General features: G+C 63.2%; 21 protein-coding genes. 5 read left to right on the top strand and 16 right to left on the bottom strand.

The window, feature by feature from the left end; all coding sequences use genetic code 11:
- The first annotated feature begins 98 nt into the window (after positions 1 to 98).
- Complete coding sequence (locus LDN75_RS07210; RefSeq protein ID WP_223936461.1) at positions 99 to 3,887, top strand: endo-alpha-N-acetylgalactosaminidase family protein; 3,789 nt, start codon at positions 99 to 101, stop codon at positions 3,885 to 3,887.
- Here the strand turns inward: LDN75_RS07210 and hutI are convergent.
- The 4 genes from hutI to tdh form a co-directional block, all read right to left on the bottom strand.
- Complete coding sequence (hutI, locus tag LDN75_RS07205; RefSeq protein ID WP_223936460.1) at positions 3,884 to 5,122, bottom strand: imidazolonepropionase; 1,239 nt, start codon at positions 5,120 to 5,122, stop codon at positions 3,884 to 3,886. The two genes, LDN75_RS07210 and hutI, sit on opposite strands and share 4 nt — an antisense overlap.
- 11 nt (positions 5,123 to 5,133) lie before the next feature.
- Positions 5,134 to 6,231 (bottom strand): FAD-dependent oxidoreductase, encoded by a 1,098-nt coding sequence (locus LDN75_RS07200; RefSeq protein WP_223936459.1) that lies wholly within the window; start codon positions 6,229 to 6,231, stop codon positions 5,134 to 5,136.
- A gap of 243 nt (positions 6,232 to 6,474) precedes the next feature.
- Entirely contained in the window at positions 6,475 to 7,668 is a 1,194-nt protein-coding gene (locus LDN75_RS07195; RefSeq protein WP_223936458.1) for a glycine C-acetyltransferase, read from the bottom strand.
- A 49-nt stretch (positions 7,669 to 7,717) separates the two neighbouring features.
- Entirely contained in the window at positions 7,718 to 8,764 is a 1,047-nt protein-coding gene (gene tdh, locus LDN75_RS07190) for an L-threonine 3-dehydrogenase (RefSeq protein ID WP_223936457.1), read from the bottom strand.
- Between the two features lie 108 nt (positions 8,765 to 8,872).
- On the opposite strand from tdh, the gene LDN75_RS07185 reads away from it, so the two are divergent.
- Positions 8,873 to 9,811: a LysR family transcriptional regulator gene (locus LDN75_RS07185; protein ID WP_223936456.1), complete on the top strand. Its 939-nt coding sequence runs from the start codon at positions 8,873 to 8,875 to the stop codon at positions 9,809 to 9,811.
- Here LDN75_RS07185 and LDN75_RS07180 read toward each other — a convergent pair whose 3' ends face one another.
- The 5 genes from LDN75_RS07180 to LDN75_RS07160 form a co-directional block, all read right to left on the bottom strand.
- The gene (locus LDN75_RS07180) at positions 9,812 to 10,996 is read right to left on the bottom strand and encodes a Gfo/Idh/MocA family oxidoreductase (RefSeq protein WP_223936455.1); all 1,185 of its coding nucleotides are present in this window, start codon (positions 10,994 to 10,996) and stop codon (positions 9,812 to 9,814) included.
- A 26-nt stretch (positions 10,997 to 11,022) separates the two neighbouring features.
- Entirely contained in the window at positions 11,023 to 12,075 is a 1,053-nt protein-coding gene (locus LDN75_RS07175; RefSeq protein ID WP_223936454.1) for a LacI family DNA-binding transcriptional regulator, read from the bottom strand.
- 46 nt (positions 12,076 to 12,121) lie between these two features.
- Positions 12,122 to 13,783 carry a sugar ABC transporter substrate-binding protein gene (locus LDN75_RS07170; RefSeq protein ID WP_223936453.1) on the bottom strand — a complete coding sequence of 554 codons (1,662 nt, stop codon included), beginning with the start codon at positions 13,781 to 13,783 and terminating at the stop codon, positions 12,122 to 12,124.
- A gap of 65 nt (positions 13,784 to 13,848) precedes the next feature.
- Positions 13,849 to 14,772: a carbohydrate ABC transporter permease gene (locus LDN75_RS07165; protein WP_223936452.1), complete on the bottom strand. Its 924-nt coding sequence runs from the start codon at positions 14,770 to 14,772 to the stop codon at positions 13,849 to 13,851.
- Positions 14,773 to 14,803: 31 nt separating this feature from the next.
- Positions 14,804 to 15,829, bottom strand: coding sequence for an ABC transporter permease subunit (locus tag LDN75_RS07160; protein ID WP_223936451.1), 1,026 nt, complete (start codon positions 15,827 to 15,829; stop codon positions 14,804 to 14,806).
- Between the two features lie 210 nt (positions 15,830 to 16,039).
- Between LDN75_RS07160 and LDN75_RS07155 the strand changes: the two genes are divergently transcribed.
- Entirely contained in the window at positions 16,040 to 17,053 is a 1,014-nt protein-coding gene (locus tag LDN75_RS07155) for a formylglycine-generating enzyme family protein (RefSeq protein ID WP_223936450.1), read from the top strand.
- A 50-nt stretch (positions 17,054 to 17,103) separates the two neighbouring features.
- Here the strand turns inward: LDN75_RS07155 and LDN75_RS07150 are convergent, their stop codons facing one another.
- The 5 genes from LDN75_RS07150 to LDN75_RS07130 all read right to left on the bottom strand — a co-directional run bounded on the left by LDN75_RS07150 (position 17,104) and on the right by LDN75_RS07130 (position 22,786).
- Positions 17,104 to 17,676, bottom strand: a complete 573-nt coding sequence (locus LDN75_RS07150) for a DUF5666 domain-containing protein (protein WP_223936449.1) — start codon at positions 17,674 to 17,676, stop codon at positions 17,104 to 17,106.
- A 142-nt stretch (positions 17,677 to 17,818) separates the two neighbouring features.
- The gene (gene gatB, locus LDN75_RS07145; RefSeq protein ID WP_223936448.1) at positions 17,819 to 19,327 is read right to left on the bottom strand and encodes an Asp-tRNA(Asn)/Glu-tRNA(Gln) amidotransferase subunit GatB; all 1,509 of its coding nucleotides are present in this window, start codon (positions 19,325 to 19,327) and stop codon (positions 17,819 to 17,821) included.
- Positions 19,327 to 20,895, bottom strand: coding sequence for an Asp-tRNA(Asn)/Glu-tRNA(Gln) amidotransferase subunit GatA (gene gatA / locus LDN75_RS07140; RefSeq protein WP_223936447.1), 1,569 nt, complete (start codon positions 20,893 to 20,895; stop codon positions 19,327 to 19,329). Before gatA ends, gatB begins: the two co-directional genes overlap by 1 nt.
- A gap of 5 nt (positions 20,896 to 20,900) precedes the next feature.
- Positions 20,901 to 21,197, bottom strand: a complete 297-nt coding sequence (gene gatC / locus LDN75_RS07135; protein ID WP_017199363.1) for an Asp-tRNA(Asn)/Glu-tRNA(Gln) amidotransferase subunit GatC — start codon at positions 21,195 to 21,197, stop codon at positions 20,901 to 20,903.
- Between the two features lie 149 nt (positions 21,198 to 21,346).
- Complete coding sequence (locus tag LDN75_RS07130) at positions 21,347 to 22,786, bottom strand: CitMHS family transporter (protein WP_223936446.1); 1,440 nt, start codon at positions 22,784 to 22,786, stop codon at positions 21,347 to 21,349.
- Positions 22,787 to 22,984: 198 nt separating this feature from the next.
- Between LDN75_RS07130 and LDN75_RS07125 the strand changes: the two genes are divergently transcribed.
- Positions 22,985 to 24,724, top strand: a complete 1,740-nt coding sequence (locus LDN75_RS07125; protein ID WP_223937516.1) for an ATP-binding protein — start codon at positions 22,985 to 22,987, stop codon at positions 24,722 to 24,724.
- Positions 24,717 to 25,376, top strand: a complete 660-nt coding sequence (locus tag LDN75_RS07120) for a response regulator (protein ID WP_223936445.1) — start codon at positions 24,717 to 24,719, stop codon at positions 25,374 to 25,376. The genes LDN75_RS07125 and LDN75_RS07120 overlap by 8 nt, the downstream gene beginning before the upstream one ends.
- A 7-nt stretch (positions 25,377 to 25,383) precedes the next feature.
- Here the strand turns inward: LDN75_RS07120 and LDN75_RS07115 are convergent, their stop codons facing one another.
- Positions 25,384 to 25,764: a RidA family protein gene (locus tag LDN75_RS07115; RefSeq protein ID WP_223936444.1), complete on the bottom strand. Its 381-nt coding sequence runs from the start codon at positions 25,762 to 25,764 to the stop codon at positions 25,384 to 25,386.
- A gap of 70 nt (positions 25,765 to 25,834) precedes the next feature.
- On the bottom strand, positions 25,835 to 26,347 hold the full coding sequence (locus LDN75_RS07110) for a GNAT family N-acetyltransferase (RefSeq protein WP_223936443.1): 513 nt from the start codon (positions 26,345 to 26,347) through the stop codon (positions 25,835 to 25,837).
- Positions 26,348 to 26,490: the final 143 nt, after the last annotated feature.

Here is a 26,490-nt window from a genome sequence, read left to right as displayed (position 1 = left end):
CCTCGTTGAGCCTGGCCTGCGTGGTCGCCTCATCCTCATTAGGTTTACTGGCCATCCAACCGGCCGTTGCCGTGGTTTCCAGAGAATCAGGGGAAACCGTGGCACCCGCCGGGACCGCGACCCTCACCTCTGGACAACTCAGTGTTGCGGTGTCCACCACGTTCCCGCAGGTCCTCAGCTATTCGGACCGGGCCACGAACGCCCGGATCGACGGCACCACGGCCCTGCTCTCCACCGTCACCATCAACGCTGTGGAATACGACGTCACGGCTACGTCCACGAAAACAGACGACAGCACCATGGACTACGTCCTGACCGTCCCCGCATTCGGCAGCACCGTCCTCAAAGCCCGGCTGTCCGTCAAGAAGAACGTTGTCTCCTTCAACGTCACAGAGATCAAGGACTCTGAGGGTTTCCGGGTCAAGACACTCCAGCTCCCCCGGCTGAACCTGGTGTCCGTGGCCTCCACCCAGCCCGGGGCGCAGGTCTCCACCGCCAATCTCTCCGTGGACAGAAGCGTCACCGGCGACCAGTTCACGCCGATTACTGCCACCACGCCGCTCGATGCCACAGCCAAGAGCTCGGCCTACGCACTGGCCAACACTGCCTCCCTGGGCGCCGCACTGGAATCCAATGCCCTCTATGACACTTCCTCCGGCCCGGGCTCCAAGGACCGTGGCCGCTTCTGGCGCCAGGCAGTCAGCGATGGTGCTGGCGGCGTCTCGATGGGGGTAGCAAGCGACCAGTGGCTTTACCGCGCCGACGGCTCGCAAACCACCGAGGAACTCCCGTGGACACGAGTCGCTATCACCGCTGATGCCAACGCCGATGGCGGTGTGGACTGGCAGGACGCCGCCATCGCCATGAGGTCCATCCAGGTCAGCCCCAACAAAGGCGAACAGACGCCGGACAACGTCATCACGCACATCCCGTTCAACTTCGCATCGCAAGCAACCCACCCGTTCCTGCGCACCTTGGACGACGTCAAACGCATCGCCCTGGCAACCGACGGACTGGGCCAGGTGGCCATGCTCAAGGGCTACACCAGCGAAGGACACGACTCCGCGAACACCGATTACGGCAACAACTTCAACACCCGCGCCGGCGGGCTCGAAGACCTGAACAAACTCGTCAAGGAGGGCAAGGACTGGAACGCCAGCTTCGGCGTCCACATCAACGCGACAGAAATCTATCCCGAGGCCAAGTCCTTCAGCGAAGACCTGTTGCGGGCGGACAAGGGCCTTGGTTGGAACTGGCTGGACCAGTCCTACTACATCAACCAACGCCAGGACATCAACTCCGGGAAGCTCGCGCAGCGCATCAAGGAACTCCGCGAAGCAACGGACAAGAACCTGGACTTCGTCTACGTTGACGTCTATTACGAGTTCGGCTGGCTCGCGGAACGCCTGCAGCAGGAACTGGTCAAGAATGGCTTCCGGGTTGGCTCCGAATGGGCAGACCACCTATCCCGGAACAACACGTGGTCCCACTGGGCCAACGACGAAAAATACGGGGGTTCCACCAACAAGGGCATTAACTCCCAGATCCTGCGCTTCATCAACAACACAGAATCAGACGTCTGGAATCCAGACCCCAAACTCGGTGTGAGCCACATTGTGGAGTTTGAAGGCTGGACCGGCCAGAACGACTTCAATGCCTTCAGCGAGAACGTCTGGACAGCGAACCTGCCGGCGAAATTCCTGCAGCACCACCAGATCACCAAGTGGACCCCTGAACGAATCGACCTCGCCGATGGCGTGGCCGTCACCGGAAACACTGCCCCCGAGCGCAACATCACAGTGGGCGGGACATCGGTGCTCCAAGGCGGAACGTACCTGCTCCCGTGGTCATCCAAGGAGAACGGCAAGGCAGACAAGCTCTACCACTACAACCCCGCAGGAGGCTCCAGCATCTGGACCCTCACCCAGGAATTCGCGACAGCCGGCTCACTCGAGCTGTTCAAGCTCACGGACAACGGACGGGTCAAGGTGGCCGACGTTCCCGTAGTCAATGGCCAGGTCACGGTCACCGCAGACGCGAAGCAGCCCTACGTTCTTGCCCCTGCCAACAACAAGGCCGCCCTGCCCGCCAGTGCCAAGTTCGGCGAAGGCACCGCTTTCACCGACCCCGGCTTCAACGGCCCGGACCTGGCACCGTGGACCCCGACGGGAACCGTCACCCAAGTCCGCGACGACAAGGGCCGCCGCTTCGCCGAGATGGGCGCCTCGCCGTCGTCGATCAGCCAGGAAGTAAAGCTCGACGCCGGAACGCATTCGGTGGGCGCGTGGCTGGAAATCCAGCCCGGCAAGAAACGGCCCACCACGCTGTCCGTGGAGATCAACGGCAAGACCGAAACCGCCACCATCGATTCGTCCAACGCCGAGAACTACGTGGCGGGCGATGAAAAGCACGGCACAGCCTTCCAGCGTGTCCGGGTCCTGGTGGACGTACCGGCCGACGACACGAAGGCCACTGTCAGCATCACAACGAACGACGGCGACGCCACAGTCCGCGTCGACGACTTCCGGTCGGTGAAAACCGCCCGCGTGGCCACCACCGGCGTGCTCAGCGAAGACTTCGAAAACGTCGACCAAGGCTGGGGACCGTTCGTGAAGGGAAATGCGGGCGGCTCCACGGACCCACGCACGCACATCACCGAACGCCGCGAACCATTCACCCAAAAGGGCTGGCACACCAATGTGATCGACGAAGTGCTGGACGGCAACTGGTCGCTGATCGCCCATGACGAGAACCGGGCACCCAACGGCGGACCGGGCCTGGTGTACCGCACCACCGAGGCAACAGTTCCCTTCAAGGCAGGCCACAAGTACAAGGTCTCCTTCGACTACCAGAACTCCAAGGCAGGTCAGTACGCCTGGGTTTCCGGCTACGACTCGCAGGCCGGCCCGGCAGTAACAGGCAGCAAGGCGATCGACGCGAAAACCTCCACCAGCCGCTTCGAGCAGATCCTCGATACCGGCTTCTGCGGCGACTACTTCGTCGGCCTGCAGCGCACCGGTAGCTCCAACGGCTCGGACTTCACCCTGGACAACCTCCTGGTGGAAGACCTCGGCGCTTCTGAAGCCGTCCCCGCCTGCGCCCAGCTCAGCGCCGCCCTGCAGGGCGACGTGATCCAGCAGGGCAAGGCACAGGACTTCGTCACCACATTCGTCTCCGACGAGCCTGCCACCATCAACGCACTTGCCGTTGAACTCGAACTGCCGGAAGGCTGGACGGCCACACCATCCACGCCCGCCACAGCAGCAACGCTGCCGGAAGGTGGCCGCTTGGCCACCACCTGGAAGATCACCGCACCGGCCAGCGCAGACGGAGACTACGCCATCAAGGCGACTGCCCGGTACACCACTACTTCTTCAAGCAACGAGCCAGCAGGCAGCCGCACCATCAGCACCACGGCCACCGTCCGCACCCTGCCCAAGCCTCCGCAAGCCACCGTCTTCGCGAGCGACCACCCATGGGTCAGCGCAAGCAACGGTTGGGGCCCGGTGGAAAGGGACCAATCCAACGGTGAGCAGGGCTCCGGCGACGGCAAGCCCATCACACTGAACGGCACCGTCTACGCGAAGGGCCTGGGAGCCCACGCCAACAGCACCATCCGCTACTACCTGGGCGGGTACTGCACGGCGTTCACCGCGACCGTGGGCATCGACGACGCGCAAGCGACCCGTGGCAGTGTGAAGTTCTCAGTGGTCACGGACGGCACCACGCGTGTGACCACTCCGGTGTTGGGTGCCAGCAGCGCACCCCTGCCACTCACTGTTGACGTCACCGGTGCACAATACGTGGACCTCGTGGCCAACGACGCCGGCGACTCCAACGGCAACGACCACGCCGACTGGGCCGACGCGAAGTTCACCTGCTCCTAGACGGCGCGAACGCCTGCCCGCCACACCGAATGAGTCAGCGGAATGCCCGGACGGTACGCCAAGTGCGTGGCCGACGGCGCCTTCAGCATATGAAGGTCCGCGCGATGTCCGACGGCGAGCGAACCCACCGCTCGTTCGCCGTCGACGTCGTTCCCCGACTCCCGGCCCAACGCCAACGCGCCGCCGTACGTCGCCGCCCGGACGGCTTCGTGGACGCTGAGGTGCATCTGCAGCACGGCAGTGGTGACGCAAAAAGCAATGGAACTCGTATAAGAGGTCCCCGGATTGCAGTTGGCGGCCAAAGCGACCTGCACACCGGCGTCGATCAACGCACGGCCGGGCGCCAACGGCTGACGCGTGGACAGATCACAAGCGGGCAGGCACGTAGCCACCGTTCCACGCGTGCCGGAACCCGTAGCGGCGTCCCAGCCGGTCCACGTCCCCGCGAGTGCCTGGATGTCGCTGTCCGAAAGGTAGTTCACATGGTCAACGCTTGCCGCCCCGAACTCCACGGCCAGCGCCACTCCCGGCCCCTCCCCCAACTGGTTGCCGTGCACACGAAGTCCCAGACCGGCGTCGCGCGCAGCCTTCAGGACCCGCCGCGACTGGTCCTCCGTGAACGCGCCGCGCTCGCAGAACACGTCCGCCCAGCGGACATACGGCAGAACGGCGTCGAGCATGGGACCGCAGACCAGGTCCGTATATTCCTCCGGGTCCGAACCTGCCGGGACCAAGTGGGCGCCGAGGTAGGTGACTTCGTCCACCAGTGCCGCGGCGATGCGGGCGCTGCGGGCTTCGTTGTCCACGTCCAGGCCATAACCGGTCTTGCTTTCGAGGTAGGTGGTGCCCTGCGAGACAGCTTCCTCCACCCGGTCCTGCACCAGGCGGGCGAGCTGGTCGTCGCTGACGCTGCGCGTGGCTCCCGTGGTGACGGCAATCCCCCCGGCGCTGTAGTTCTGCCCGGCCATGCGGGCCTCAAACTCGGCGGTGCGGTCGCCGGCGAAGACCAGGTGGGAGTGCGAATCGACCCAACCGGGCAGGACGGCACGGCCCTCGGCATCGATGGTGGTATCAGCCGCCGGGGCGTCTTTGCTGGACCCAATCCAGGAAATGCGCTCGCCTTCGAACACGATCGCGGCATCCTTCAGGACACGATGCTCCAGGTCCTGGGTCATGAGTTCGCCGATGTTGGCGATCAGTGTGCTTTTTTGTCCTGGACTGCTGATTCCGCTCATGAACCTATTGTTCAGCGGCGGATGGACCAGCGAACGGCTGCGAGCTGTTCCGCTGTCCGGGATTCCGGACTGTCGGGACTGCCGGTCCCCAGGATGAGCGCGGCAGCCAGCTCCGCGATGGCAGATGACGTCTGGAAACCGTAGCCGCCCTGACCCGCCAGCCAGAAGAATCCGGGCGCTTCAGCGTCGAAACCGACCACCGGAACTCCGTCGGCGGCCTCGGTCCGCAACCCTGTCCAGGCACGGTCTACTGAGCGGATGCCCAGGGTCGTTACCGAGTTGAGCTTGCCGATCAGCTTGTCCACATCACCGGCATACGGTTTAGCGTCCTCGGCACCACTCGGTACGGTCTCCGACGGCGAGATCAGCACCTGGTTGCCCTCGGCGCGGAAGTAGAACGTGTCATCGGCAGCAGCGACCATCGGCGTCTCCGGAGTCAGCGGAGTATCCACGTTGACGATCGCCGCAGTCCGGCGGAACGGCTGCAGTCCCAGCTTCTCCACACCGCTGATGACGGCCAATTCGTCAGCCCACGCACCTGCCGCGTTAACCACGACGCCGGACTGGAACCCTTCGGTGCCGGCCCCCACCTGCCAGCCGCTTCCGAGCCGCTGTGCCGAGTGAACCCGGGCGCCGGTGATGATGTCCACCCCTGCGGCTTCGGCCCTCTTCCGGTGGTCTTCCAGCAATAACGGCGCATTGCAGCCATAAGAACCGTTGTCCAATCCTGCAGCCGTGAACGAGTCCGGCTTGAGCACCGGGCACAGCCGGAGTGCCTCGGCATGCGTGATGGTGTGCATGTTGCCACTGGCCTCAGCGCGCACCGTTTCCTCGTCGCCCACAAGCATGAAGCCACGGGGAGTCAGGACAGGCTCCGGGAGTTCGGTGTCGCGCTCCTTCATCATCTCGAGCGTCCGGAGAGTCAGCTCCTGCACCACTGGCGGACCGTAGCTGGGGATCAGCTGACGGGCCGACCTCGATGAAGTGTGGAAGGCCAAGGATTGCTCGGCCTCCACCAGTGCCACGGTGCACTTCCCCGCGAGAGCCGCGGCCAAGGACAGCCCTGCGATGCCGCCGCCAACGATTACCACGTCATAGTTCGAAGCCATGGCTCCATCCTTTCAGACGGTAAGGGCCAGGGACAGCCGGATCCTCTCTCACATCACCACCCCCAAAACCGGATCCTCTCTCATATCACCACCACCAAAACCGGATCCTCTCTCACATCACCACCACCAAAAACCGGATCCTCTCTCCCTTTCGTCAGGAAAGTGAGAGAGGATCCGGTCAAAAGCGGTTGGATGTGAGGGAGGATCCGGTCAAAAGCGGTTGGACGTGAGGAGGGTTTGTGCTTAGGCGATCGCGGCGCGACTCTTGACGAACGCCTGAACGCAAGCTTCGACGTCGTCCGCGCTGTGTGCGGCCGAGAGCTGGACCCGGATCCGGGCTGCGCCCTTGGGCACCACGGGGTAGCTGAAGGCCGTGACGAAAACGCCGTTGCCCAGCATCTCGTCGGCCACCTTTGCGGCTACCACGGCATCCCCGAACATGACGGGAATGATGGCGTGTTCGCCGTCGAGCAGTTCGAAGCCTTCCTCGCTCATGCGGCGGCGGAACAGTGCGGCGTTCTCGAACAGGCGGGTCCGGAGTTCACCGGACTCCTGGACCAGTTCGATCGCCTTGATGGTGGCGGCAACAATGGCCGGGGCGAGGGAGTTGGAGAACAGGTAGGGGCGCGCCTTCTGGCGCAGCATGGCAACGATTTCGCCGCGGCCGGAAACGTAGCCGCCCGAGGCACCGCCCAAGGCTTTGCCGAAGGTGCCTGTGTAGATGTCCACGCGGTCCGAAACGCCTGCGTGCTCCGGAGTACCAGCACCGGTGGGGCCCATGAATCCGACGGCGTGGGAGTCGTCCACCATCACCAGGGCGTCGTGCTTTTCGGCGAGGTCGCAAATGGCTTCAAGGGGCGCAAGGTAGCCATCCATGGAGAACACGCCGTCGGTGACGATGATTTTGCGGCGCGAACCCTCGGCCTCAACGAGCTTGGCTTCGAGATCGGCCATGTCCTGGTTTGCGTAGCGGAAGCGCTTGGCCTTGCTGAGGCGGATGCCGTCGATGATGGAGGCGTGGTTGAGGGAGTCCGAGATGATGGCGTCTTCGGGGCCGAACAGGGACTCGAACACGCCACCGTTGGCGTCGAAGCAGCTGGAGAACAGGATGGTGTCCTCGGTGCCGAGGAACTTCGAAACGCGGGATTCAAGCTCCAAGTGGAGGTCCTGGGTGCCGCAAATGAACCGTACCGAAGCCATGCCGAAGCCACGCTCGTCCATGGCGGATTTGGCCGCGGCGATGATGTCCGGGTGGTCGGCCAGGCCCAGGTAGTTGTTGGCGCAGAAGTTCAGGACGGTGCTGGCTGGCTGCCCGAGCTGGCCTGCGGCGATGTGGCTTGCCTGGGGGGAATCGATGTGCCGTTCGGTCTTGAAGAGTCCGGCGCGGCGGATCTCGTCGAGTTCGCCTTGGAGTTGGTCTTTGATGGCTGAGTACATGGGGTGCTCCTAAGTTTTCTGGGGATCCGGTGGCAGTTCAGTCCAGTTTCTACAGTTCAGTCCAGTCGAGGACTACTTTGCCGCCGGTGCCGGCGCGTGCGATCTCGAAGCCCTTTTCCCAGTCAGTTGCGGACAGCTTGTCTGTGACGACGGCGGAGATGTTGCGGTGCAGCGCGGGGTTGGACGAGAGCATGGCGCTCATGGCGTACCACGTCTCAAACATCTCGCGTCCGTAGATGCCCTTGAGGGTCAGCATGTGGGTGACCACCTTGCCCCAGTCGATGTCGATGGACTGGCTGGGAAGGCCCAGCATGGCGATGCGGCCGCCGTGGTTCATGTTGTCGATCATCTCAGGCAGGGCCGTGGGGTGCCCGGACATTTCCAGGCCAATGTCGAAGCCTTCGCGCATGCCCAGTTCCTGCTGAGCCTCGCGGACACGCATCTTGGAAACGTCGACGGCGAGATCCACGCCCATCTGGCGGGCCAGTTCCAACCGCGGAGCGGAGACGTCGGTGATGGCGATCTTGCGGGCGCCTGCGTGGCGGGCGACGGCAATAGCCATAAGCCCGATCGGTCCTGCGCCGGTGATCAGCACGTCCTCACCGACCAGCGGGAAACTGAGCGCCGTGTGAACCGCGTTGCCGAACGGATCGAAGATAGCGCCGAGTTCCGGTGTGACGGATTCGTCGTGGTGGACCCAGACGTTCGTCTCCGGAATGACCACATACTCTGCAAAGGCGCCATCGCGCTGAACACCAACGGAGACGGTGTGGATGCACATCTGGCGGCGTCCCGCACGGCAGTTACGGCAAATCCCGCAGACCACGTGGCCTTCACCGGAGACGCGATCCCCCACCTTGACGTCGCGGACGTCCTCGCCGATTTCCACCACTTCGCCGTAGAACTCGTGGCCCGGGATGAGGGGTGTTTCGATGATGCTTTGGGCCCAGGAATCCCAGCTCTGGATATGGAGGTCCGTGCCGCAGATGCCAGTGGTCATGACGCGGATCTTGACGTCGCTGGGGCCGGCTTCGGGCTCGGGACGGTCGACGAGTTCGAACCCTGCTTGCGGGCCGGATTTGTAGAGAGCCTTCATGGAATTCCTCACTGGCTGGGGCTGCTTCGCTGCTGCTGACTCCATTAGAGCCCCGCCAACGATTTAGCACAACTAGTTTTTCCTCAATCAACGATTTAGCATTTACTAATGGAAATTCATCAGCTGCAGATGCTCAGGGAACTCGGCGACCTCGGCAGCGTCAAAGCAGTTGCGGAGACCCTCATGGTCACGCCGTCGGCCGTTTCCCAACAGCTCGCCCTGCTCCAGAAATCGGTTGACGTTCCGCTGACTCGCAAGGAGGGACGCGCGCTGGTGCTGACCGACGCCGGCCGCGTCCTCGCCGAGGCAGGTGCCGCCGTCGTTAATGCCATGGCTGACGCGCGGGCGGCGATCGGTGCGTATCACGACGCTCCCGACTCGCCGGTGAGCGTGAGCGCCTTCCACAGTGCCGGGCAGGCGCTGTTCGCGCCATTGGCAGCTCTCCTGGCAACCGGAGGGGCGTCCGACGACGGTAAGTCACCCAGGCTGCGTCTCTCGGATGAGGACGTGGCCCAGGAGGATTTCCCGGGGTTGGCTGCACGCTACGATCTCGTCCTGGCGCACAGGATGGACAACAGCCCGCCCTGGCCGGAGGACAAAGTGGCGGTGATTCCCCTGGCCGACGAGCCCTTGGACATTGCCTTGCCTGCGGGTCACCCGCTGGCGTCCCGGCGCGAACTGGAGCCATCCGACGTAGTGGATGAACCATGGGTGACCAGCCGTGATGGCTACTCCCCCGCGGACGTCCTGGCCGCCGTCGTTGCCGTGAGCGGCAGGCCAGCTGAGGTACTTCACCGGATCAACGACTACTCCACTGTGGCTGCGCTCGTCTCGGCTGGCGGCGCGATCGGGCTGCTGCCGCGATTCACGGCTCGGCGTGTGCTGGACGCCGGGGTGGTGCTGCGTCCGCTGGCCGGCGTGAATTCCGTGCGAAAGATCGACATCCTGGCCCGGCCGGAATCGCTTAAACGGAAATCGGTCATGACGGTCTGCGAGTCACTTCAAACCGTCATGACCGAGCTTATCGAGCTATCCAGCCCCCGCTAGCTAGTCGCGGACCAGTGCGGGCTGTCCGGCGTCGAAGTACTCCACGAGTTCGGCCGGAAGCTCGGGGACCTCCCGTGCGGATCCGTCGCCGCGCAGCGATTCCGCGGCGAGGATGCCGGCCACCACGGCCTGGCGTGCGGCGATGGGGCTGGTTTGGGTCTGGCCGCCATGGGCTGCGAAGCGCAGGAACTCCTCAATCAGGCGCGGATCGGCGCCTCCGTGTCCGCCCTCGCCATCCTGGATCTCGATGACTTCGTCCGGAGCTGCGAAGCCCGAGCTACGGCTGGTCCACACGTTGATGGTCTCACCCGGCCCATCACCGAAGTTCTCGATCCTGCCCTTGGTGCCGATGATGGTGTAGTTCCGCCAATAGTCCGGCGTGAAGTGGCATTGCTGGTACGAGGCCAGCACACCGTTGTCCAGGACCATGTTCATCATGGAAATATCCTCGACGTCGATCACTTCCGCCAGGTCCTTCTGCTCCGTCGGCGGCCAGTTGTCCACGGAGAACCAGTCGCCCATGCGCTTGCCATCGTTGTTGCTGCGGTTGGTGACGCCGCCATAGACCGCAAGATCACCGACGGCGGCAACGCGCTTGGTGTAGCCGCCCGCCAGCCAGTGGATGACGTCGATATCGTGGGCACCCTTCTGGAGCAACAGCGAGGTGACGTTGGCGCGCTGCGCGTGCCAGTCCTTGAAGTAGTAGTCGCCGCCGTGGCCCACGAAGTGGCGGCACCAAATGGCTTTGACCTCGCCGATCCGGCCTTCCTCGATGATTTGGCGCATCTGTACTACAACCGGCATGTGCCGCATGTTGTGGCCTACATACAAGCGCGTCCCGGTTTCGAACGCCGTCTTCAGGATGAGGTCCGCGGCCTCCAGCGTGACGTCAAGCGGCTTCTCGCAGAACGTCGGGATGCCCGCCTTGAGCGTCCGGAGTGCGACGGCGGCGTGCTGGTTATCGGGGGTCAGCACCAGTACGGCGTCGAGGCCGCTGGCCAGCAGTTCCTCGAGGTCGTCCGTGACGCGGGCCGACGGAATGCGTTCCGCGGCATCCGCGCGTCCGCGTTCGCTCAGATCGCAGACAATCGTGACCTCTGAGCCCTGGCCCGGCTTATGGGCGTGTCTCCACAACCCCGAGCGCAGGCCGAAACCCACAATGCCGACCTTCAAATCCTTTTCCATGGGGTGCAATTTCCTTCTGTTGATTCTTAGTAAAGTCTGGTTGCGGCGCTGCGGTGTGGCGCCGATTCGCGCACGAACAGGTGCCACGGGAAGTCCAGGACCGCAGGCTCGCGGGAGGCCTCCGAGGTAACAGGTGCCGTGGCCCTCTGCAGGAGAAGCCGGGCAAGCTTGTCAAAAAAATCCACTGGACCGACGGTGCTGAGTGAAGGCGACATACGCTCCCCCTCCACGGTGTTGCCCACACCGATGACGTCCACGTCCACGCCCACGCCCAGCCCAAGCCGCTGGGCTGCATTAATGGCCGCGACAGCCGCGAAGTCCGTGGTGGCGTAGATGGCCGTGGGCCGGTCCGGCAGGCTGAGCAGCCGGGTCGCAGCAGCGTAGGCACCGGCGGACGTGCCATCGAAGAGCCCCACAAAATCCTCGTTTTCCGGAATGCCTGCTTCCGTTAAGACCTCTGAGTAGGCCCGGTAGCGGGTTCCGCCAGAGGTGCCGGCAGCCGTTGCCGGAGTCAGGCAAGCGATCTGCCGGTGGCCGTGGAGCAGATGCTCCACGGCCATGCGGCAGCCTGGACCTGCGATGGAACGGATAACGTCGAAATTCTCCGCTCCAAGCTCCTCATCAAAGACCACCAACGTGGTCCCATGCTCCGCGAGCTTCCGAAGGGCGCCCCGCTGCTCGGGGCGGACTGCATCCACGAACACGGCATCGGCGTTATGTGTGCCGAGGACCTTCACCCAATCGGCGTCGCCAAGGATCATCGGGGTAATCCCGTACGGAGCGGCGGCCCGTTGCACCGCATCAATGACGGACAGTGACCACGGATCCGAAAGCATGGTCAAGGACAGGATCACGGTGTTGGTTCGCCCCGTCCGGATAGCCCGCGCGGCCTGGTTGGGGCGGTAGCCAAGCCGCTCGGCAGCTGCCTTGACCTTTTCCGCCGTCGGGTCCGAAACTCCTGGTCCCGCATCCCCCCGACGGCCGGACAACACGTAGGAAACCGTGGCCGTGGAAACACCTGCGAGTTCGGCCACCATGCGAATGGTGGGCCGGACTCCGGTGTTAGTCGCTTTTGCCATGATTTCCCCCTGCTTGTTGTGTCTTTTTTCGTCTGGTTTTTTGAGGCTAGCTCCTGAACACGGGAGCGTTGGGATCCAACGCGGCCTGGTATTCGTCGCGCATCTTGTCGCCACCTTCGCTCTTCCAGCGCTTGACCGCGTCCTTGAGTTCGTCGATCTTGGCGCGGCCGGTAATGATGTCCACAACCTTGTCCCGCAACTGCTTGGTGATTTTCGCTCCGACCTTGGCGTTCGTATCGGAATAGGAACCGTTGGTGGGGTTGCGCCACGCGAGCTCCAGCAGTTTCTCTTCCTGCTGGCTGACATAGCGGGTGTCGTCGTCGAAGCCGGGGTTGAAGATGACGTTTTCGGGGCTGGACATGATGTTCAGCGCCGAAACCAAGCCCGGCGCATTGGTGGTTCCAGTCTCCGTGCGGACCGGGTTGCCCGAGCCGTCCAGGGTGTAGTCCTCGCCGAGCTCGCCGAAGTTCTTCTGCATGTACTCCACGGTGCCGAACGGTGCCGAGAGGTAGTTGATGAGGGCCAGGAGTTCGCGGATCTTGCCTTCCTCAGCCTTCTTGAACGGCGTGAAACCGACCGTGCCGTAGCCCATGTCGTAGGTTGGCTTGACCTTCCCGTCGGCGCTGAACGGAACGAGGATGTCGAACTTGGCGGTCTTGTTCAACGCCCGGTAGCTTCGGATGTCGTGGGGGCCCACTACCACCTGTGCCGCAACACTGCCGTTGGCAACCCGGGAGCGAATGTCCGTGGCTTTGGAGTCCGGGTAGAAGACGCCGGCCGCGAACATCTTGGCGGTGAATTCCACGCCAGCCATGTACTCGTCCGTTTCATACAAATGCGTCAAGGTACGGTCCTTGTTGACGGCCCAGCTGTTCGGTGCGCCAAACCATTCAGTAACCATGTGGAGAGCGTTGATGTAGGCCGGCTCAAGGGCGTACTTCTGATCGCCCGGACGCGTCAGTTCCTTGGCCTTGTCCAGGAATTCGTCCGCGCTCGAAGCCTCGAAACCACCTACTTGGGCCCAGACATCGTGATTGCCCACGTACACCTGGCCGAACGGGGTGCTCGGGATGGGCGCTCCCCAAATCTTGCCGTTCACGACGGCGGTCTTCCAGGAATCGGGCTTGAGTGCGGCCAGGTTGGGGTACTCGAGGACGGCGTCACCTGAGAGATACGGCGTCAGGTCCTGGAACTTGGCTTCAAGCATGGGGCCAACGTTGGGGATGCCTTGGTTGGGCGGAACCCACATCATGTCCGGCAGTTCGTTGCTTGCCAGGACAGTGGCGAACTTGGCCGGATAGCCGTCTCCAATGTCCTCGGCGATCTGCAGTTCCAGGTCGCCGCCGAGCTTGGCGTTGAGGCGCTGCCAGAAGGGGTTGTCCTTCAAGCCGGGACTCATGGTGTCGAAGGTTTCCGTCAGCCCAGTCACCTTGCCCTTTAGCGGCGGAGTCTTCACGGACTGCACGGCAGTGGGCAGTTTGAAGTAGCCGGCCTGCAGGCCTTTGGCGTTGCCGGCGAGGTCCGGAGTGACGCCGATGAATTCCTTGTAGGTGGGCAACTTCACGGACGCAGAGGCGGCGGCGCCTCCGCTGCCCGCAGCTCCGCCACCCCCGCAAGCAGACAGGCCGACGGCGGTGACGGCCAAGCCCGCGAGGCCAAGGAAGCCGCGACGGCTGAATCCAGCCTGTCCTGAGGTAGTGCTCGTCATGGCATAACCCTTTCTGGTTACTTTCTTCATGGTTGGTATTGCATGTCTATGGACCGGCCGTGCGGCTAGCCCTTCACGGCGCCTGTGATGACGCCCTTGGCAAAGTGCTTTTGGAGGAACGGGTAAACCATCAGGATGGGGACAAGCGCCACTACGACTACTGCCATCTGGATGGACTGCGGCGGCGGGGTGGTGGTGATTCCGAGCTGGTCTGCCGCCCCGCTGCCTTGGACCACGAAGTTGCGAAGCAGCAGTTGGATGGGCCATTTGCTGTGGTCATTGATGTAGAGCAGTGCGTTGAAGAACGAGTTCCAGAAACCAACGGCATAGAACAAACCGACGACGGCGATGACGGCCTTGGACAGGGGCATGACGATCCGCCACAGGATCTGCCAGTCGTTGGCACCATCGATCCTGGCGCTTTCGATCAGTTCGCCCGGGATGTTCATGAAGAACGAGCGCATCACCACGAAGTTGAAGGCACCGAAGATGCCCGGAAGGATCAGCGACCACAGGGAATCCAGCAGCCCGAGCTGTCGAATCATGAGGAAGGACGGGATGAGGCCCGGCGCGAACAACAGCGTGAACAGCACAGCGAGCACCACGGGACGGCCGAAGAGGACAGATCTGCTGGTGGCGTAGGCCATGGTGATGGTCACGAACAGCGCCAGGATGGTGCCCACAGCAGTGATGAGCATGCTCACCCCGAGGGACTGCAGGACCATGGGACCTTTGAAGATCGTGGCGTAGGCCTCCAAGGTGGGCCGCTCGGGCCAGAGCACGAATCCGCCGGCCTGGACGAGTTGCTCGGTGTCCGCCAGCGACGTCGATACCACCAGGAGGATTGGTGCCAGGATGGACAAGCTGAAAAGGACGAGGACCACGGCCTTGACTGTTTGGTACAGCGGCGACGGGCGTTCCTTCCATACGGGTCGTTTGGGGTTGTAGCTCAGTTCCCGGGGTTTCCTCGTGAAAAGTGTTGTTGCCATGGGGTTCTCCTTGTGCAGCAGCCGCATGGGCTCAGCGTGCTTGCTTTGCAAAAATTCCGTCTTCGCCGAAGCGGTGGGCAAGTTTGTTGGCGCCGTAGATCAGAAGGGCGCTGACAACACCCTTGGCCAGGCCGGCCGCGGCACCTGAACTCCAGCCACCACCGACCACGCCGGTGTAGTAGGTAAAGGTGTCCAGAACCTCCGCTGCCCCGGCACCCACGGCGTCACGTTGGAGGATGAACTGCTCGAAACCGACGGAGAGAATGTCGCCGATGCGCAGGATCAGGAGGAGCACGATCACGGGCCTGAGCCCGGGCAGCGTGATGTGCCACATCCGGCGCCAACGACCCGCGCCGTCCGCCGCGGCCGCCTCATAGAGTGAGGCATCGATGCTTGCCAAGGCGGCCAGGAAAATGATCATGGCCCAGCCGGCGTCCTTCCAAATCATCTGGACTACCACCATGACGGGGAAGGTCTCCGGGTTGGTCATGAAGGGAATCGGATCCATGCCCCAGTCGCGGAGCAGGTTGTTCACGAAGCCCGCACCGCCAAGCATCTGCTGGAAGAAGGCGATCACCAGTACCCATGAGAGGAAGTGCGGCAGGTAGGCGATGCTTTGGAAAATCCTGCGGACCCGCGTGCTGACCAGGGAATCCACAATCAGGGCGAGCACCAAAGGCACCGGGAAAAGGAAAACCAGCTGCCAGGCCGCCAGGTAGAGCGTGTTCCAAAACGCGTGAATGAAGTCGGGATTGCCGAACAGGTCCACGAAGTTCTGCCAGCCAACGAACAGACTGTCCCCGATGCCGAGGTATGGCTGGTAGTCCTGGAACGCTATGACGTTGCCCAGGATGGGGATGTAGAAGAACAGCAGCAGGAAAGCGACGCCCGGGAGCATCATCAGGAGCATCTGCTTGTCGCGTCTCAGCCGTGACCGGAAGCTTTGCCGGGGCGCCTTGGCAGCCTTGCGCTTCCCCGTTCCGGATTTTCCTGTCGATGGCTCCGGGACGCGGTGCGCTTCCGGCAAGGCCGGAGCTTGTTGCGTCGTCGAGTTCATGCTGTCTCCTCAGGTGCTGGGCAAAGGTCATCAACGTCATGATGAGTGTGATCCAAACCACGCTCGTTAACCGTTTAACAAACCATAAGTGACGTCTTCCCTATTTGCAAGATCATGATTGAAACTGACATTAGAAATCAGTTTTGATCATTCTTGGCTGTGTGGCCGCCGCCACTAAGATTGATGGAGAACCGCAGAGGGAAGGTTGACATGGCAGATTGCTGCACCCCGGGCGCCAGCGCCCGGGAACATTCCACACCCGGGCTGACACTCCCACTACGGGCGGTGGGCGGACATCACAGCCCGGCCGCCGGCGTCGTACGCTCCAACAACGGAGCCCAAACGGCCGGTAACGCCGACGTCGACATTCCGTCCGGGACCTTCGCCATGGGCGATCCTTTCGGCGAAGGCTACGACGGCGACGGCGAAACCCCGGTGCACGAAGTATCCGTTTCCGGCTTCACCATCAGTGCAACCACGGTAACGAACACCGAGTTCGCGGCATTCGTGGATGCCACAGGGCACCGCACGGAATCTGAAGAGTTCGGGACCTCTGCGGTGTTTCATCTTGCAGTCAAGGCGGAGCCGCACGACATCCTGAACCGCGTCAACAACGTCCCCTGGTGGCTCAATGTGCGCGGCGCGTACTGGGCCCACCCAGCAGGCCCCCTCTCCCACTGGACGGATATCCCGGACCACCCGGTGACCCACGTGTCCTTCAACGACGCCGTGGCGTACTGTGCCTGGGCCGGGCGGCGACTGCCCACCGAGGCCGAATGGGAGTATGCAGCCCGCGGCGGCGTGGCCGGTCAGCGGTATCCATGGGGCAGCGAACTTCACAATGACGGCGCCGAAGGCAGTGCCCGCCACAACTGCAATATCTGGCAAGGCGAGTTTCCCATGCGTAACGACGTCGAGGACGGCTACCTCACCACAGCGCCGGCCAGGTCCTTCGCCCCAAACGGCTATGGGCTTTACCAGACCAGCGGCAACGTGTGGGAGTGGTGCAGCGACTGGTTCCTGCCGAAGTACTACAAGACGTGCCTCGCTGCCGGCACAGTGCAAGACCCCCAAGGGCCAACGATTGGCCGTGGAAGAGTGATGCGGGGCGGTTCATACCTGTGCCACGACTCTTACTGCAACCGTTACCGGCTGGCCGCGCGGAGCTCGAACACCCCGGACTCGGCCAGCGCCAACCTCGGGTTCAGGACCGTAGCGCTCTAAGCGGTTGTAGGGGCGCGGACCAACTGGTTACTGTCTGTCATTAGCGGCGGCTAACTGTGTCCGCGCCCCTTGAGGCCATGGCCCTTGAGGACGGCCGGAAGCTCACCGGACACGATCCGCTGTGCCGTCACGGTGTCGCCGTCCTTGGACCCGGCTATCCGGACGGTGTCGCCGGCCTTAAGGTCTGCTGCGGTAGCTGAAGGCAGCGTGGGCTTACCCTTTCCGTTCCGGAGCTCCGAAAGTTCAGTGGGCATCCGTGAGATGCGCGTATCGGAATTGATCGCGTAGCTCTGTGTGAAGCCGTCGTCGCTCTTCACCGTGATCGAAGTGCTGTTCACGGACTCGATCTTGCCTGTCTGCGTAAGAACGATCCGATACGTGCCGTCCTGGTTTTTGACGGTGAACTCTCCGTGGATGCCCCGCCCATGCACGGCGAAGCTCTTCGATCCTGGAGAGGGCGAGGGCGACGCTGTCGCCGTTGGGTCAGGTGATGCGGTAGCGCTCGACGGCGTAGGGCTGGGCTGGGTGCCTGCCCACACAGCGGCGGCCCCGCCGCCGGTCAATGCGACGGTTATGCCGCCGGCTATGAGGGCCTTGCGAAGGCCCGGTGTCATGGAGGACATGTCCGATCCTTTCAGTGCCAACCGTGGGCTGACACTTCAATCATGGACCCGCATGCTGTATTCCAGCTGTGACTTTTCGCCCAAATGCAAAGTAGCCCACAGTTAGACAACTGCGGGCTACTTTGGTGGGACGCGCGGGAAGCTAGCCTTCGACGCCGAGCTTCTCCAGGATCAGTTCGCGGACACGGCCGGCATCAGCCTGGCCACGGGTGGCCTTCATGACGCCGCCAACAATCGCACCGATGGCCTGGACCTTGCCGCCACGGATCTTCTCCGCGACGTCTGGCTGTGCGGCCAGTGCGGCGTCGATGGCTTCCAGGAGCGGACCGTCGTCGGACACCACGGCCAGGCCGCGCTTGTCGACGATCTCCGCCGGAGTGCCTTCGCCGGCGAGCACGCCGTCCAGCACCTGGGTGGCCATCTTGTTGTTGATCTTGCCTCCCTCGACGAGCTTGTTCAGCTCGACGATGACCTGCGGCGTGACACCGAGTTCGGCGGGATCGACGTCGGCAACCTTGGCGCGGCCGACGATCTCCCCCATCCACCACTTGCGGGCAACGTCTGCGCTCGCACCGGCTGCGATGGTTTCCTCGATCGAGTCCATGACCCCGGCATTTACCACATCGCGGAATTCCAGATCCGAGTAGCCCCAGGCTTCCTTCAGGCGCTTGCGGCGCTCGGCCGGCGGCTCGGGAAGGGTGGCGCGAAGCTCCTCCACCCACTCACGCGAGGCAACGACGGGAACCAGGTCCGGTTCCGGGAAGTAACGGTAATCGTCGGCGTCGGACTTGGCCCGGCCAGACGTCGTCGAACGCGTGTCCTCGTGCCAGTGGCGGGTCTCCTGGATGACCGGCTGGCCGGAGTCCAGGACGGCAGCATGACGCTGGATCTCGTAACGGACGGCATGCTCGACGGCTCGCAGCGAGTTGACGTTCTTCGTCTCCGAGCGGATGCCGAAGCGTTCCTGGCCGTGCGGGCGCAGGGAAACGTTGGCGTCGCAGCGGACGTTGCCGCGCTCCATCTTGGCATCGGAAACACCAAGGTTCTTCACGATCTCACGGACAGCCGCAACGTAAGCCTTGGCCAGTTCAGGGGCACGGCTTCCAGCACCCTGGATCGGCTTGGTGACGATCTCCACGAGCGGCACACCAGAGCGGTTGTAGTCCACCAGAGAGTAGTCGGCACCCTGGATGCGGCCTGCGGAGCCACCCATGTGCGTGAGCTTACCGGCGTCCTCTTCCATGTGGGCACGCTCGATCTCGACGCGGAAGACCGTCCCGTCTTCGAGCTCGATGTCGAGGTAGCCGTCGTACGCGATCGGCTCGTCATACTGCGACGTCTGGAAGTTCTTCGGGGTATCCGGGTAGAAGTAGTTCTTCCGGGCGAAGCGGCAGTATTCGGCGATCTTGCAGTTCAGGGCAAGGCCGATCTTGATGGAGGACTCCACAGCCGTTTTGTTCACCACCGGAAGGACGCCGGGCATGCCGAGGTCGACCTCGTTGACGTTGGTGTTGGGCTCGTCACCGAAGACGTTGGGCGCGGAGGAGAACATCTTGGTCTTGGTGTTCAGCTCCACGTGGACCTCGAACCCCAGAACAGGATCGTACTTCTCCATGGCCTCTTCGAAGCTCAGGGTTGCATCGACGGACATTAGTTTGAACCTCCGGCGGAGTTGGATGCGGCACCGAGGGCGGGTGTCTTCAATTCAGGCGCCTGCGCAAGAAGGGGACCGCCCCACTTTTCTTCAAGGATGGACTCGAGGACAGCACCCACACGGTAGAGGCGGGCATCCTGGCGGGCAGGGGCCAGCAGCTGGACGCCAACGGGCAAGCCGTCCTCGTCCGCCAGGCCGCCGGGCAATGACAAGCCCGGGATACCAGCCATGTTGGCGGGGATGGTGGCGACGTCATTCAGGTACATTGCCAGCGGATCGTCCAGCTTCTCCCCCAGCTTGAACGCCGTAGTGGGAGCGGTGGGCGAGATCAGGACGTCCGCCTTGGCAAACGCAGCATCGAAATCGCGCTGGATCAGCGTACGGACCTTCTGGGCCGAACCGTAGTATGCGTCGTAATAGCCGGCGCTCAGCGCGTAGGTGCCCAGGATGATGCGGCGCTTGACTTCGTCACCGAAACCGGCGGCGCGGGTTGCGCCCATGACACGCTCGATGGTCATCGGGCCGTCCTTCGGCAGGACGCGCAGGCCATACCGAACGCCGTCGAACTTGGCCAGGTTGCTGGACACCTCGGACGGCATGATCAGGTAGTAAGCGCCCAGGGCGTACTTGAAGTTCGGGCAGGAAACCTCCACGATTTCCGCGCCGGCTTCCTTGAGGAGCTCAAGGGACTCGTTGAAGCGGTTCTCGACGCCAGCCTGGTAGCCCTCGCCGTGCAGCTCCTTGATGATGCCGATCTTCAGGCCCGCGACGTTGCCCACACGGGCAGCGGCAACGAGGTCATTGAACGGATCAGTCAGGGACGTTGAATCAAATGGATCGTGCCCGCCGATGACTTCCTGCAACAGAGCCGCGTCCAACACCGTGCGGGACACCGGGCCAATCTGGTCCAGCGAGGATGCCATGGCAATCGCGCCATAGCGGGACACCGCACCATACGTCGGCTTCACGCCAACGGTTCCGGTGACAGCACCCGGCTGGCGGATCGATCCGCCCGTGTCCGTGCCAAGCGCCAACGGCGCTTCAAAAGCGGCGACGGCGGCAGCCGAGCCACCGCCCGAACCACCAGGAATGCGGTCCAGGTCCCAGGGGTTACGGGTGGGGCCGTACGCCGAATGCTCCGTGGAGGAACCCATGGCGAACTCATCCAGGTTGGTCTTACCGAGGATGGGCATCTTGGCCGCACGCAGCTTCTTCACCACAGTGGCGTCATACGGGCTGTGCCAGCCCTCAAGGATCTTGGAACCAGCCGTCGTCGGCTGGCCAATCGTCACAATGAGGTCCTTCACGGCAATCGGCACACCGGCCAGGGCATGAAGTTCATCGGCAGCGGCGCCACCGGCGGCGCGGGCAGCGTCAACCTCGGCCGCAACAGCCAAAGCTTCCTCAGTGTTAACGTGCAGGAACGCGTTGACCTGGCCGTCCACGTCAGCAATACGGTCAAGGTGCGCTTGCGTCACCTCAACAGCGGAAACCTCGCGGGCAGCCAGCTTCGCAGCGAGATCGGCAGCGGAGTGGCGGATGAGTTCGTTCTTCAGCTCAGTCATAGTAATTAGTCCTCATCCAGGATTGCCGGGACCTTGAAACGGTTCTCGTAAGCATCCGGAGCGCCGGACAACGCCTGCTCAGCCGTAAACGTGTGGCCCACGACGTCCTCACGGAACACGTTGGTCAGCGGAATCGGGTGGGACGTGGCCGGGACATCCTCCCCGGCGGCTTCGCTGACGGACTTCACCGAATCCACGATGACGGCAAGCTCAACCGCCATCCTGTCCAGCTCTTCGGCACTCATTTCAATGTGAGCCAGACGCGCAAGATGCGCGACGTCGTCACGGTTGATCGCAGCCATGGATCTCCCCTGCAAAGTTCAAATGGTTTTCCGAACCAGTCTACTTGGCTTGGGTGTGCCGAGTGTCCTGACGCTACACCCGCACACAAACCCAAAAAGACAGCACAGCGGACCATGTCGCGCTTTGCTGTCTCGTTGGGGTTTGGGTGTTAGCCGATGCCGATGGCTCCGGTCAGGACTCCGACTGCCAGCATCACTATCGAGATGACAGCCGTGCGCCAGAGGACCTTCTTGTGGTGGTCGCCCAGGTCTACCTTGGCCAGCGAGACGAGCAGGAGGATGGCCGGGACCAGCGGGCTCTGGAGGTGGAAGGGCTGGCCGGTGATGGAGGCGCGGGCCATGTCCGCTGCACCGACGCCGTAGTGTGCTGCGGTTTCGCTGAGGACAGGGAGTACGCCGAAGTAGAAGGCGTCGTTGCTCATGAAGAAGGTCATCGGGATGCTCAGCACGCCGGTGATGACGGCCATGAATGGACCCATGTCCGCCGGGATGATCTGGACGAGCCACTCGGACATTGCCTTCACCATGCCTGTGCCGTTGAGGACACCGGTGAGGACGGCTGCTGCCATGACCATGCTGACGACGGCGACGATCGACGGTGCGTGCGCGATCAGCTGGGCTCCTTGGTCCTTGACCTTGGGGAAGTTGACCAGCAGCGCGATGGCCGAGCCCACCATGAAGACGAACGGGAGCGGGACGATGTTGGCTACCAGCGTGACCATGACGGCGACGGTAAGCCCAAGGTTGAACCAGAACAGCTTGGGGCGCAGCGTGGTGCGGTTCGGATCCAGTGCGGTATCAGCCATGGCGGTGTCGTGGTCGTCGACGAGAACTTCAGTACGTTCCAAAACTGCGACGCCGGCGCCTCCGCCGCTGCCCGGCTTGCCTGCAGTTGTGGTTGAGCCGCCGCGGCCAGTGCCGCCGTCGAACGCGTTGGAATGACCGGCGACGTCGCCCCAGATCTCGGGAGCAGTGGTGCGGAGACGGTTGCGTTCCTGCAGGCCCAGCAGCCAGGAGAAGACGAGCACGACGATGAGGCCGACGATCAGGGACGGAACCATGGGGACGAAGACGTCGTTGACGTCCAGCTTAAGTGCGGTAGCGGCGCGGGCTGTGGGGCCGCCCCACGGCAGGATGTTCATGGTGCCGTTGGCGAGGCCGGCCACGCAGGTGAGGACCACGGGGCTCATCTTCAGGCGCAGGTAGACCGGCAACATGGCGGCGGTGGTGAGGATGAAGGTGGTTGAGCCGTCGCCGTCCAGGGAGACTGCCGCGGCGAGGATAGCTGTGCCCAAGACTACCTTGGCGGGATCATTGCCGAGCTTGCGCAGAATGAACTTCACCAGGGGGTCGAACAGCCCGACGTCGATCATCAGGCCGAAGTAGATGATGGCGAACATCAGGAGCGCGGCAGTGGAGGTCATGGACTTCATCGAGTCCATGACCATGGGACCGATGCCCAAGCCGGCCCCCGCGAAGAGACCGAAGATGGTGGGGACGATGATCAGCGCCAAGACGGGCGTCAACTTTTTGGTCATGATCAGGACCATGAATACCGCAATCATTGCGAATCCAAGCAAAACCAGCACGGCCGGCTCCTTACTACTGTGAATGGCACCACTTCGATGTGATGCGCACTACAGACGTTATAGTGGCGCCCGTCACGGGCTGGGGTTTCCGGGAATTGTTGGGAATACTGATCATTGCGAGCGTTTTGCGCATTGTGCTCAGTGCTTCAATGGAGCTGGAGGAAAGGAGTGACGGTGCCGCGCGACAGCCGGGTCAGTATGCGTTTCTCCACCCAGACTCTCCTTCTGCAGTTGGGGGTTGTTCTCCTCGTGGTGCTGCTAAGCGGCGCCGTCCACGCGTGGCTGGTCTACGAACGCATCGGCGACGAAGCCGAAAGCCAAGCACTCACCCTCGCCCGAACAGTGGCAGCCGATCCCGATGTCAGGCAAGACGTCCAGGCAATCAGCAAAGAAGAAGGAACGCCGCCGCCCAGCGTCCTGGCCGCAGGTCCGTTGCAGGCGGCAGCAGAAGCGGCCAGGATCCGGACCGGCGCGCTCTTCGTAGTCATCACCGACGAAACCGGGCTTCGGCTTGCCCACCCGGACGTTGCACGGCTTGGAGAACGCGTCAGCACCGACCCCTCAGTGGCGTTGGCCGGCCAGGAAATCACAACCCGCAATACTGGCACTTTGGGTCCATCAGCGGGTGCCAAGGTGCCAGTGTACGCACCCTCAAGTGACGGCCCAGGTACGGCTGGAGCCATCGTGGGCGAAGTGAGCGTGGGCTACTCCATGGAGTCCCTTAGCAAGAGCCTGGCACAGGACATTGTGCCTATTGCCCTGACCGCCGGCGGAGCACTCCTTGCGGGAATCCTGGCTTCTTTCCTGCTCCGACGCCGCCTGCAGCGGCTCACGCTGGGCTTGGAGCCGGAGGAGATCAGCACCCTCGTCCACGACCAAGTGGCAGTGCTCCAAGGTGTGGACGAGGGCGTGATCGGGATCGCCGCCGACGGACGCATCTCCGTGTTCAACGCAGCTGCCGCCAGGCTCCTGGACCTGCCCGACGTCACCGGCCAGGACTGGGCAACAGCCAACGTTCCCGGGCAACTCAAGCAGCTCACCCAGCCGGCAGCCCGTGACGCCGAAGCCGTGGAACTGGTAGCCGGCGGACGGGTCCTGGTGGCCAGCGCCCGCAAAGCCTGGCACCGCAAGGAAGACCTCGGCTGGGTGGTCATGCTCCGCGACCGCACCGAACTGCAGCAACTCACCCGCCAGTTGGACGCGGTCGGAACCATGTCCACCGCCCTGCGCGCACAGCGCCATGAATTCGCCAACCAACTCCACACCATTGCCGGCTTCATGAGCATCGGCCAACACGAGCAAGCCAAGGAATACCTGGCGAAGATCTCCGCCACTGGCCCCCTGAAATTCCCTGTGGAGCAAGCAGAACTCCTTCAGGACACGTACTTGCAGGCTTTCGTCGGCGCCAAGGGCGTGGAGGCCTCCGAACGCGGAGTGGCACTCCGGATCGGGCCGGAAACACTGGTCCGCGGACACGTGGCCGATCCTCAGGACGTCACCACAGTGCTCGGCAACCTGATCGACAATGCCGTGAGCGCCGCCGTCGCCGGTTCCGCTGCGGAGCGTTGGGTAGAACTTGAGTTGCTGGACGATGCCGGCCAGGACAGCAGGACACTGCACATCGTCGTCGGCGACTCCGGGGACGGTTTGGGGAACCTGGAACCTGAGGAAGTCTTCGCTGAAGGATTCACGACGTCGGAACAACCGGTGCGTCAGGGGGCCGGACAAGGTTTGGGGTTGGCTCTGGTGCGGCAGTTAGCCAGGCGCAGGGGTGGGGACGTCCGCGTCCTGGAAACCGGCAGGAAAGGCGGTCCCGGAGCGGTCTTCATGGCAACGATACCGGGCGTGATGGGGCGAACGGCCGACGGCGGTGGCGCTGGTTCAATCGGCGCTGAAGATTCAACCGGCACAACAATGCGGGAGGACAGCAGTGGCTGACGATTTGAGGGTGCTCATTGTGGATGATGATTTCCACGTGGCCCGGCTGCATGCAGCCTACGTGGACTCCGTGGCCGGCTTCATGGCGCTTGCCCCGGCCGGTTCGGTGTCCCAGGCGCTGCAGGCCATCCACAGCCTGCGGCCGGATCTGGTGTTGCTGGACGTATACCTGCCGGACGGTTCCGGGCTGGATTTGCTGGGACAGCTGGACATCGATGCCATCATGCTGACAGCGGCTTCTGACGCCCCGTCCATCAGGGTGGCGATGCGTCGCGGCGCCCTGGGGTACTTGTTGAAGCCCTTCACCGCGGAATCCTTGTCCCAGCAGCTGAGATCGTATGCGCGGTATCGCCGGATCCTTGGGCAGCAAGCAGGTGTTGACCAGACCACGATCGAGCGTGCCAAGCGCGCACTGGTCCCAGGCGACGTGACGCCCGCGCAGAAGCCACGCTCAGCCACCGAAGCCGCAGTACTCGAATCACTGCTTCCCGGCGAACAATACTCAGCCGCCGAAGTCGCAGACCGCGTGGGCGTTTCCCGGGCCACCGCTCAAAGGTACCTGTCCTCGCTTGCGGACGATGGCGCCGTCGAAATCCAATTACGCTACGGAAGCACGGGCCGCCCGGAACACCGCTACGGCATCCCGGGCTAGGCCCAGGCTACGCGGACTTCTGCGCCACGAGCTCGATCTCCACCAGCATTTTGGAGTCCAGGAACGGCAGCACGTGCACCAGGGCAAGGGTGGGACGGATCTCGCCGAAAACCTCACCGTGGGCGCGGCCAGCGTCTTCCCACTTGCTGATGTCCGTCAGGTACAGCTTGGACTGCACGACGTCCCCGTAGGAGAACCCGGCTTCTTCGAGGACCGCTCCGAGCTTCTCAAGGATGTACTTGGTCTGCGAGTAGAAGTCATCGCCGACGATGCCATCAGGCCCACTGGCCGCCGTGGCAGAGATGAAGAGTGTGTTGTCCACCTGGACCGCGCGGGAGTATCCAAGGGTCTGTTCCCAGACGGAACCCGTGCCATATGTCTTGCGCATGCCGCGCCTTTCCTGATCGCTGTTCCCGTCCCGGCAATACAGAACGTGACGGGGTTTACGAAAGGAAACTTTATGGCTGTGGGAGGTCCAGCCTGTAAACGAACAGCTTTATGTCGGTGCCGGGGACGAACCAGTCACGGTGCGGAGCGCGGGCAAAACCGGTGCGGGCGTAGAGGGCGTTGGCGCCCTCCCACGTTGCCCCAGTGGTAAGGGAGACGGCACCGATGCCGTCCATCGCTTTGGCTTGCTCGACGACGGCCTGCACCAAGGCCCGTCCGGCGCCCGAACGCTGCACTGCGGGGTCTACTACCAGGGTGCGCAGTTCCAGTTCGTCGTCCAGGCCGATGTCCGAGAAACCGCCGCCCGCTGGCGCAGCAGTGACCGAACCGATCACCTGGCCGTTGCGTTCCGCCACGAAGATTTCGGCGTGCTCCGCGCGAGCTGCCACGTCCTGGAGTTGCCGCAGGTACGGGTGGTCCGCGCTGCCGTAGTACCCCGCGGTGACGTATGAATCCTGCGTGATGCGGGCAACGTCGTCGTAGTCTTCGGGCAGGGCTGGGCGGACAGTAATCGGCGAATGCACTTATCAATGGTAGTGGCGTCGGTACCGCCACGGACGCCAAACAGCCCTTTCCGTGACCGAACTATCAGTCGGCCGCAGAATTCCCGACGGCGGATTGTTGCGTCACGTTGATGGTGGCAGTCGCCACTGGGCTGCTTTTGTGT

Source organism: Arthrobacter sp. StoSoilB5, assembly GCF_019977235.1.
In the GTDB taxonomy this organism is placed as follows: Bacteria; Actinomycetota; Actinomycetes; order Actinomycetales; family Micrococcaceae; genus Arthrobacter.
The sequence above is the reverse complement of the archived record's forward strand: the minus strand, read 5'-3'. Positions and strand labels throughout refer to the sequence as shown.

Coding starts and splice junctions, on each gene's coding strand:
- hutI (WP_223936460.1), bottom strand. CDS start 5,122: ATGAGCGGAATCAGCAGTCCAGGACAAAAAAGCACACTGATCGCCAAC.
- LDN75_RS07200 (WP_223936459.1), bottom strand. CDS start 6,231: ATGGCTTCGAACTATGACGTGGTAATCGTTGGCGGCGGCATCGCAGGG.
- LDN75_RS07195 (WP_223936458.1), bottom strand. CDS start 7,668: ATGTACTCAGCCATCAAAGACCAACTCCAAGGCGAACTCGACGAGATC.
- tdh (WP_223936457.1), bottom strand. CDS start 8,764: ATGAAGGCTCTCTACAAATCCGGCCCGCAAGCAGGGTTCGAACTCGTC.
- LDN75_RS07185 (WP_223936456.1), top strand. CDS start 8,873: ATGGAAATTCATCAGCTGCAGATGCTCAGGGAACTCGGCGACCTCGGC.
- LDN75_RS07180 (WP_223936455.1), bottom strand. CDS start 10,996: ATGGAAAAGGATTTGAAGGTCGGCATTGTGGGTTTCGGCCTGCGCTCG.
- LDN75_RS07175 (WP_223936454.1), bottom strand. CDS start 12,075: ATGGCAAAAGCGACTAACACCGGAGTCCGGCCCACCATTCGCATGGTG.
- LDN75_RS07170 (WP_223936453.1), bottom strand. CDS start 13,783: ATGACGAGCACTACCTCAGGACAGGCTGGATTCAGCCGTCGCGGCTTC.
- LDN75_RS07165 (WP_223936452.1), bottom strand. CDS start 14,772: ATGGCAACAACACTTTTCACGAGGAAACCCCGGGAACTGAGCTACAAC.
- LDN75_RS07160 (WP_223936451.1), bottom strand. CDS start 15,829: ATGAACTCGACGACGCAACAAGCTCCGGCCTTGCCGGAAGCGCACCGC.
- LDN75_RS07155 (WP_223936450.1), top strand. CDS start 16,040: ATGGCAGATTGCTGCACCCCGGGCGCCAGCGCCCGGGAACATTCCACA.
- LDN75_RS07150 (WP_223936449.1), bottom strand. CDS start 17,676: ATGTCCTCCATGACACCGGGCCTTCGCAAGGCCCTCATAGCCGGCGGC.
- gatB (WP_223936448.1), bottom strand. CDS start 19,327: ATGTCCGTCGATGCAACCCTGAGCTTCGAAGAGGCCATGGAGAAGTAC.
- gatA (WP_223936447.1), bottom strand. CDS start 20,895: ATGACTGAGCTGAAGAACGAACTCATCCGCCACTCCGCTGCCGATCTC.
- gatC (WP_017199363.1), bottom strand. CDS start 21,197: ATGGCTGCGATCAACCGTGACGACGTCGCGCATCTTGCGCGTCTGGCT.
- LDN75_RS07125 (WP_223937516.1), top strand. CDS start 22,985: ATGCGTTTCTCCACCCAGACTCTCCTTCTGCAGTTGGGGGTTGTTCTC.
- LDN75_RS07115 (WP_223936444.1), bottom strand. CDS start 25,764: ATGCGCAAGACATATGGCACGGGTTCCGTCTGGGAACAGACCCTTGGA.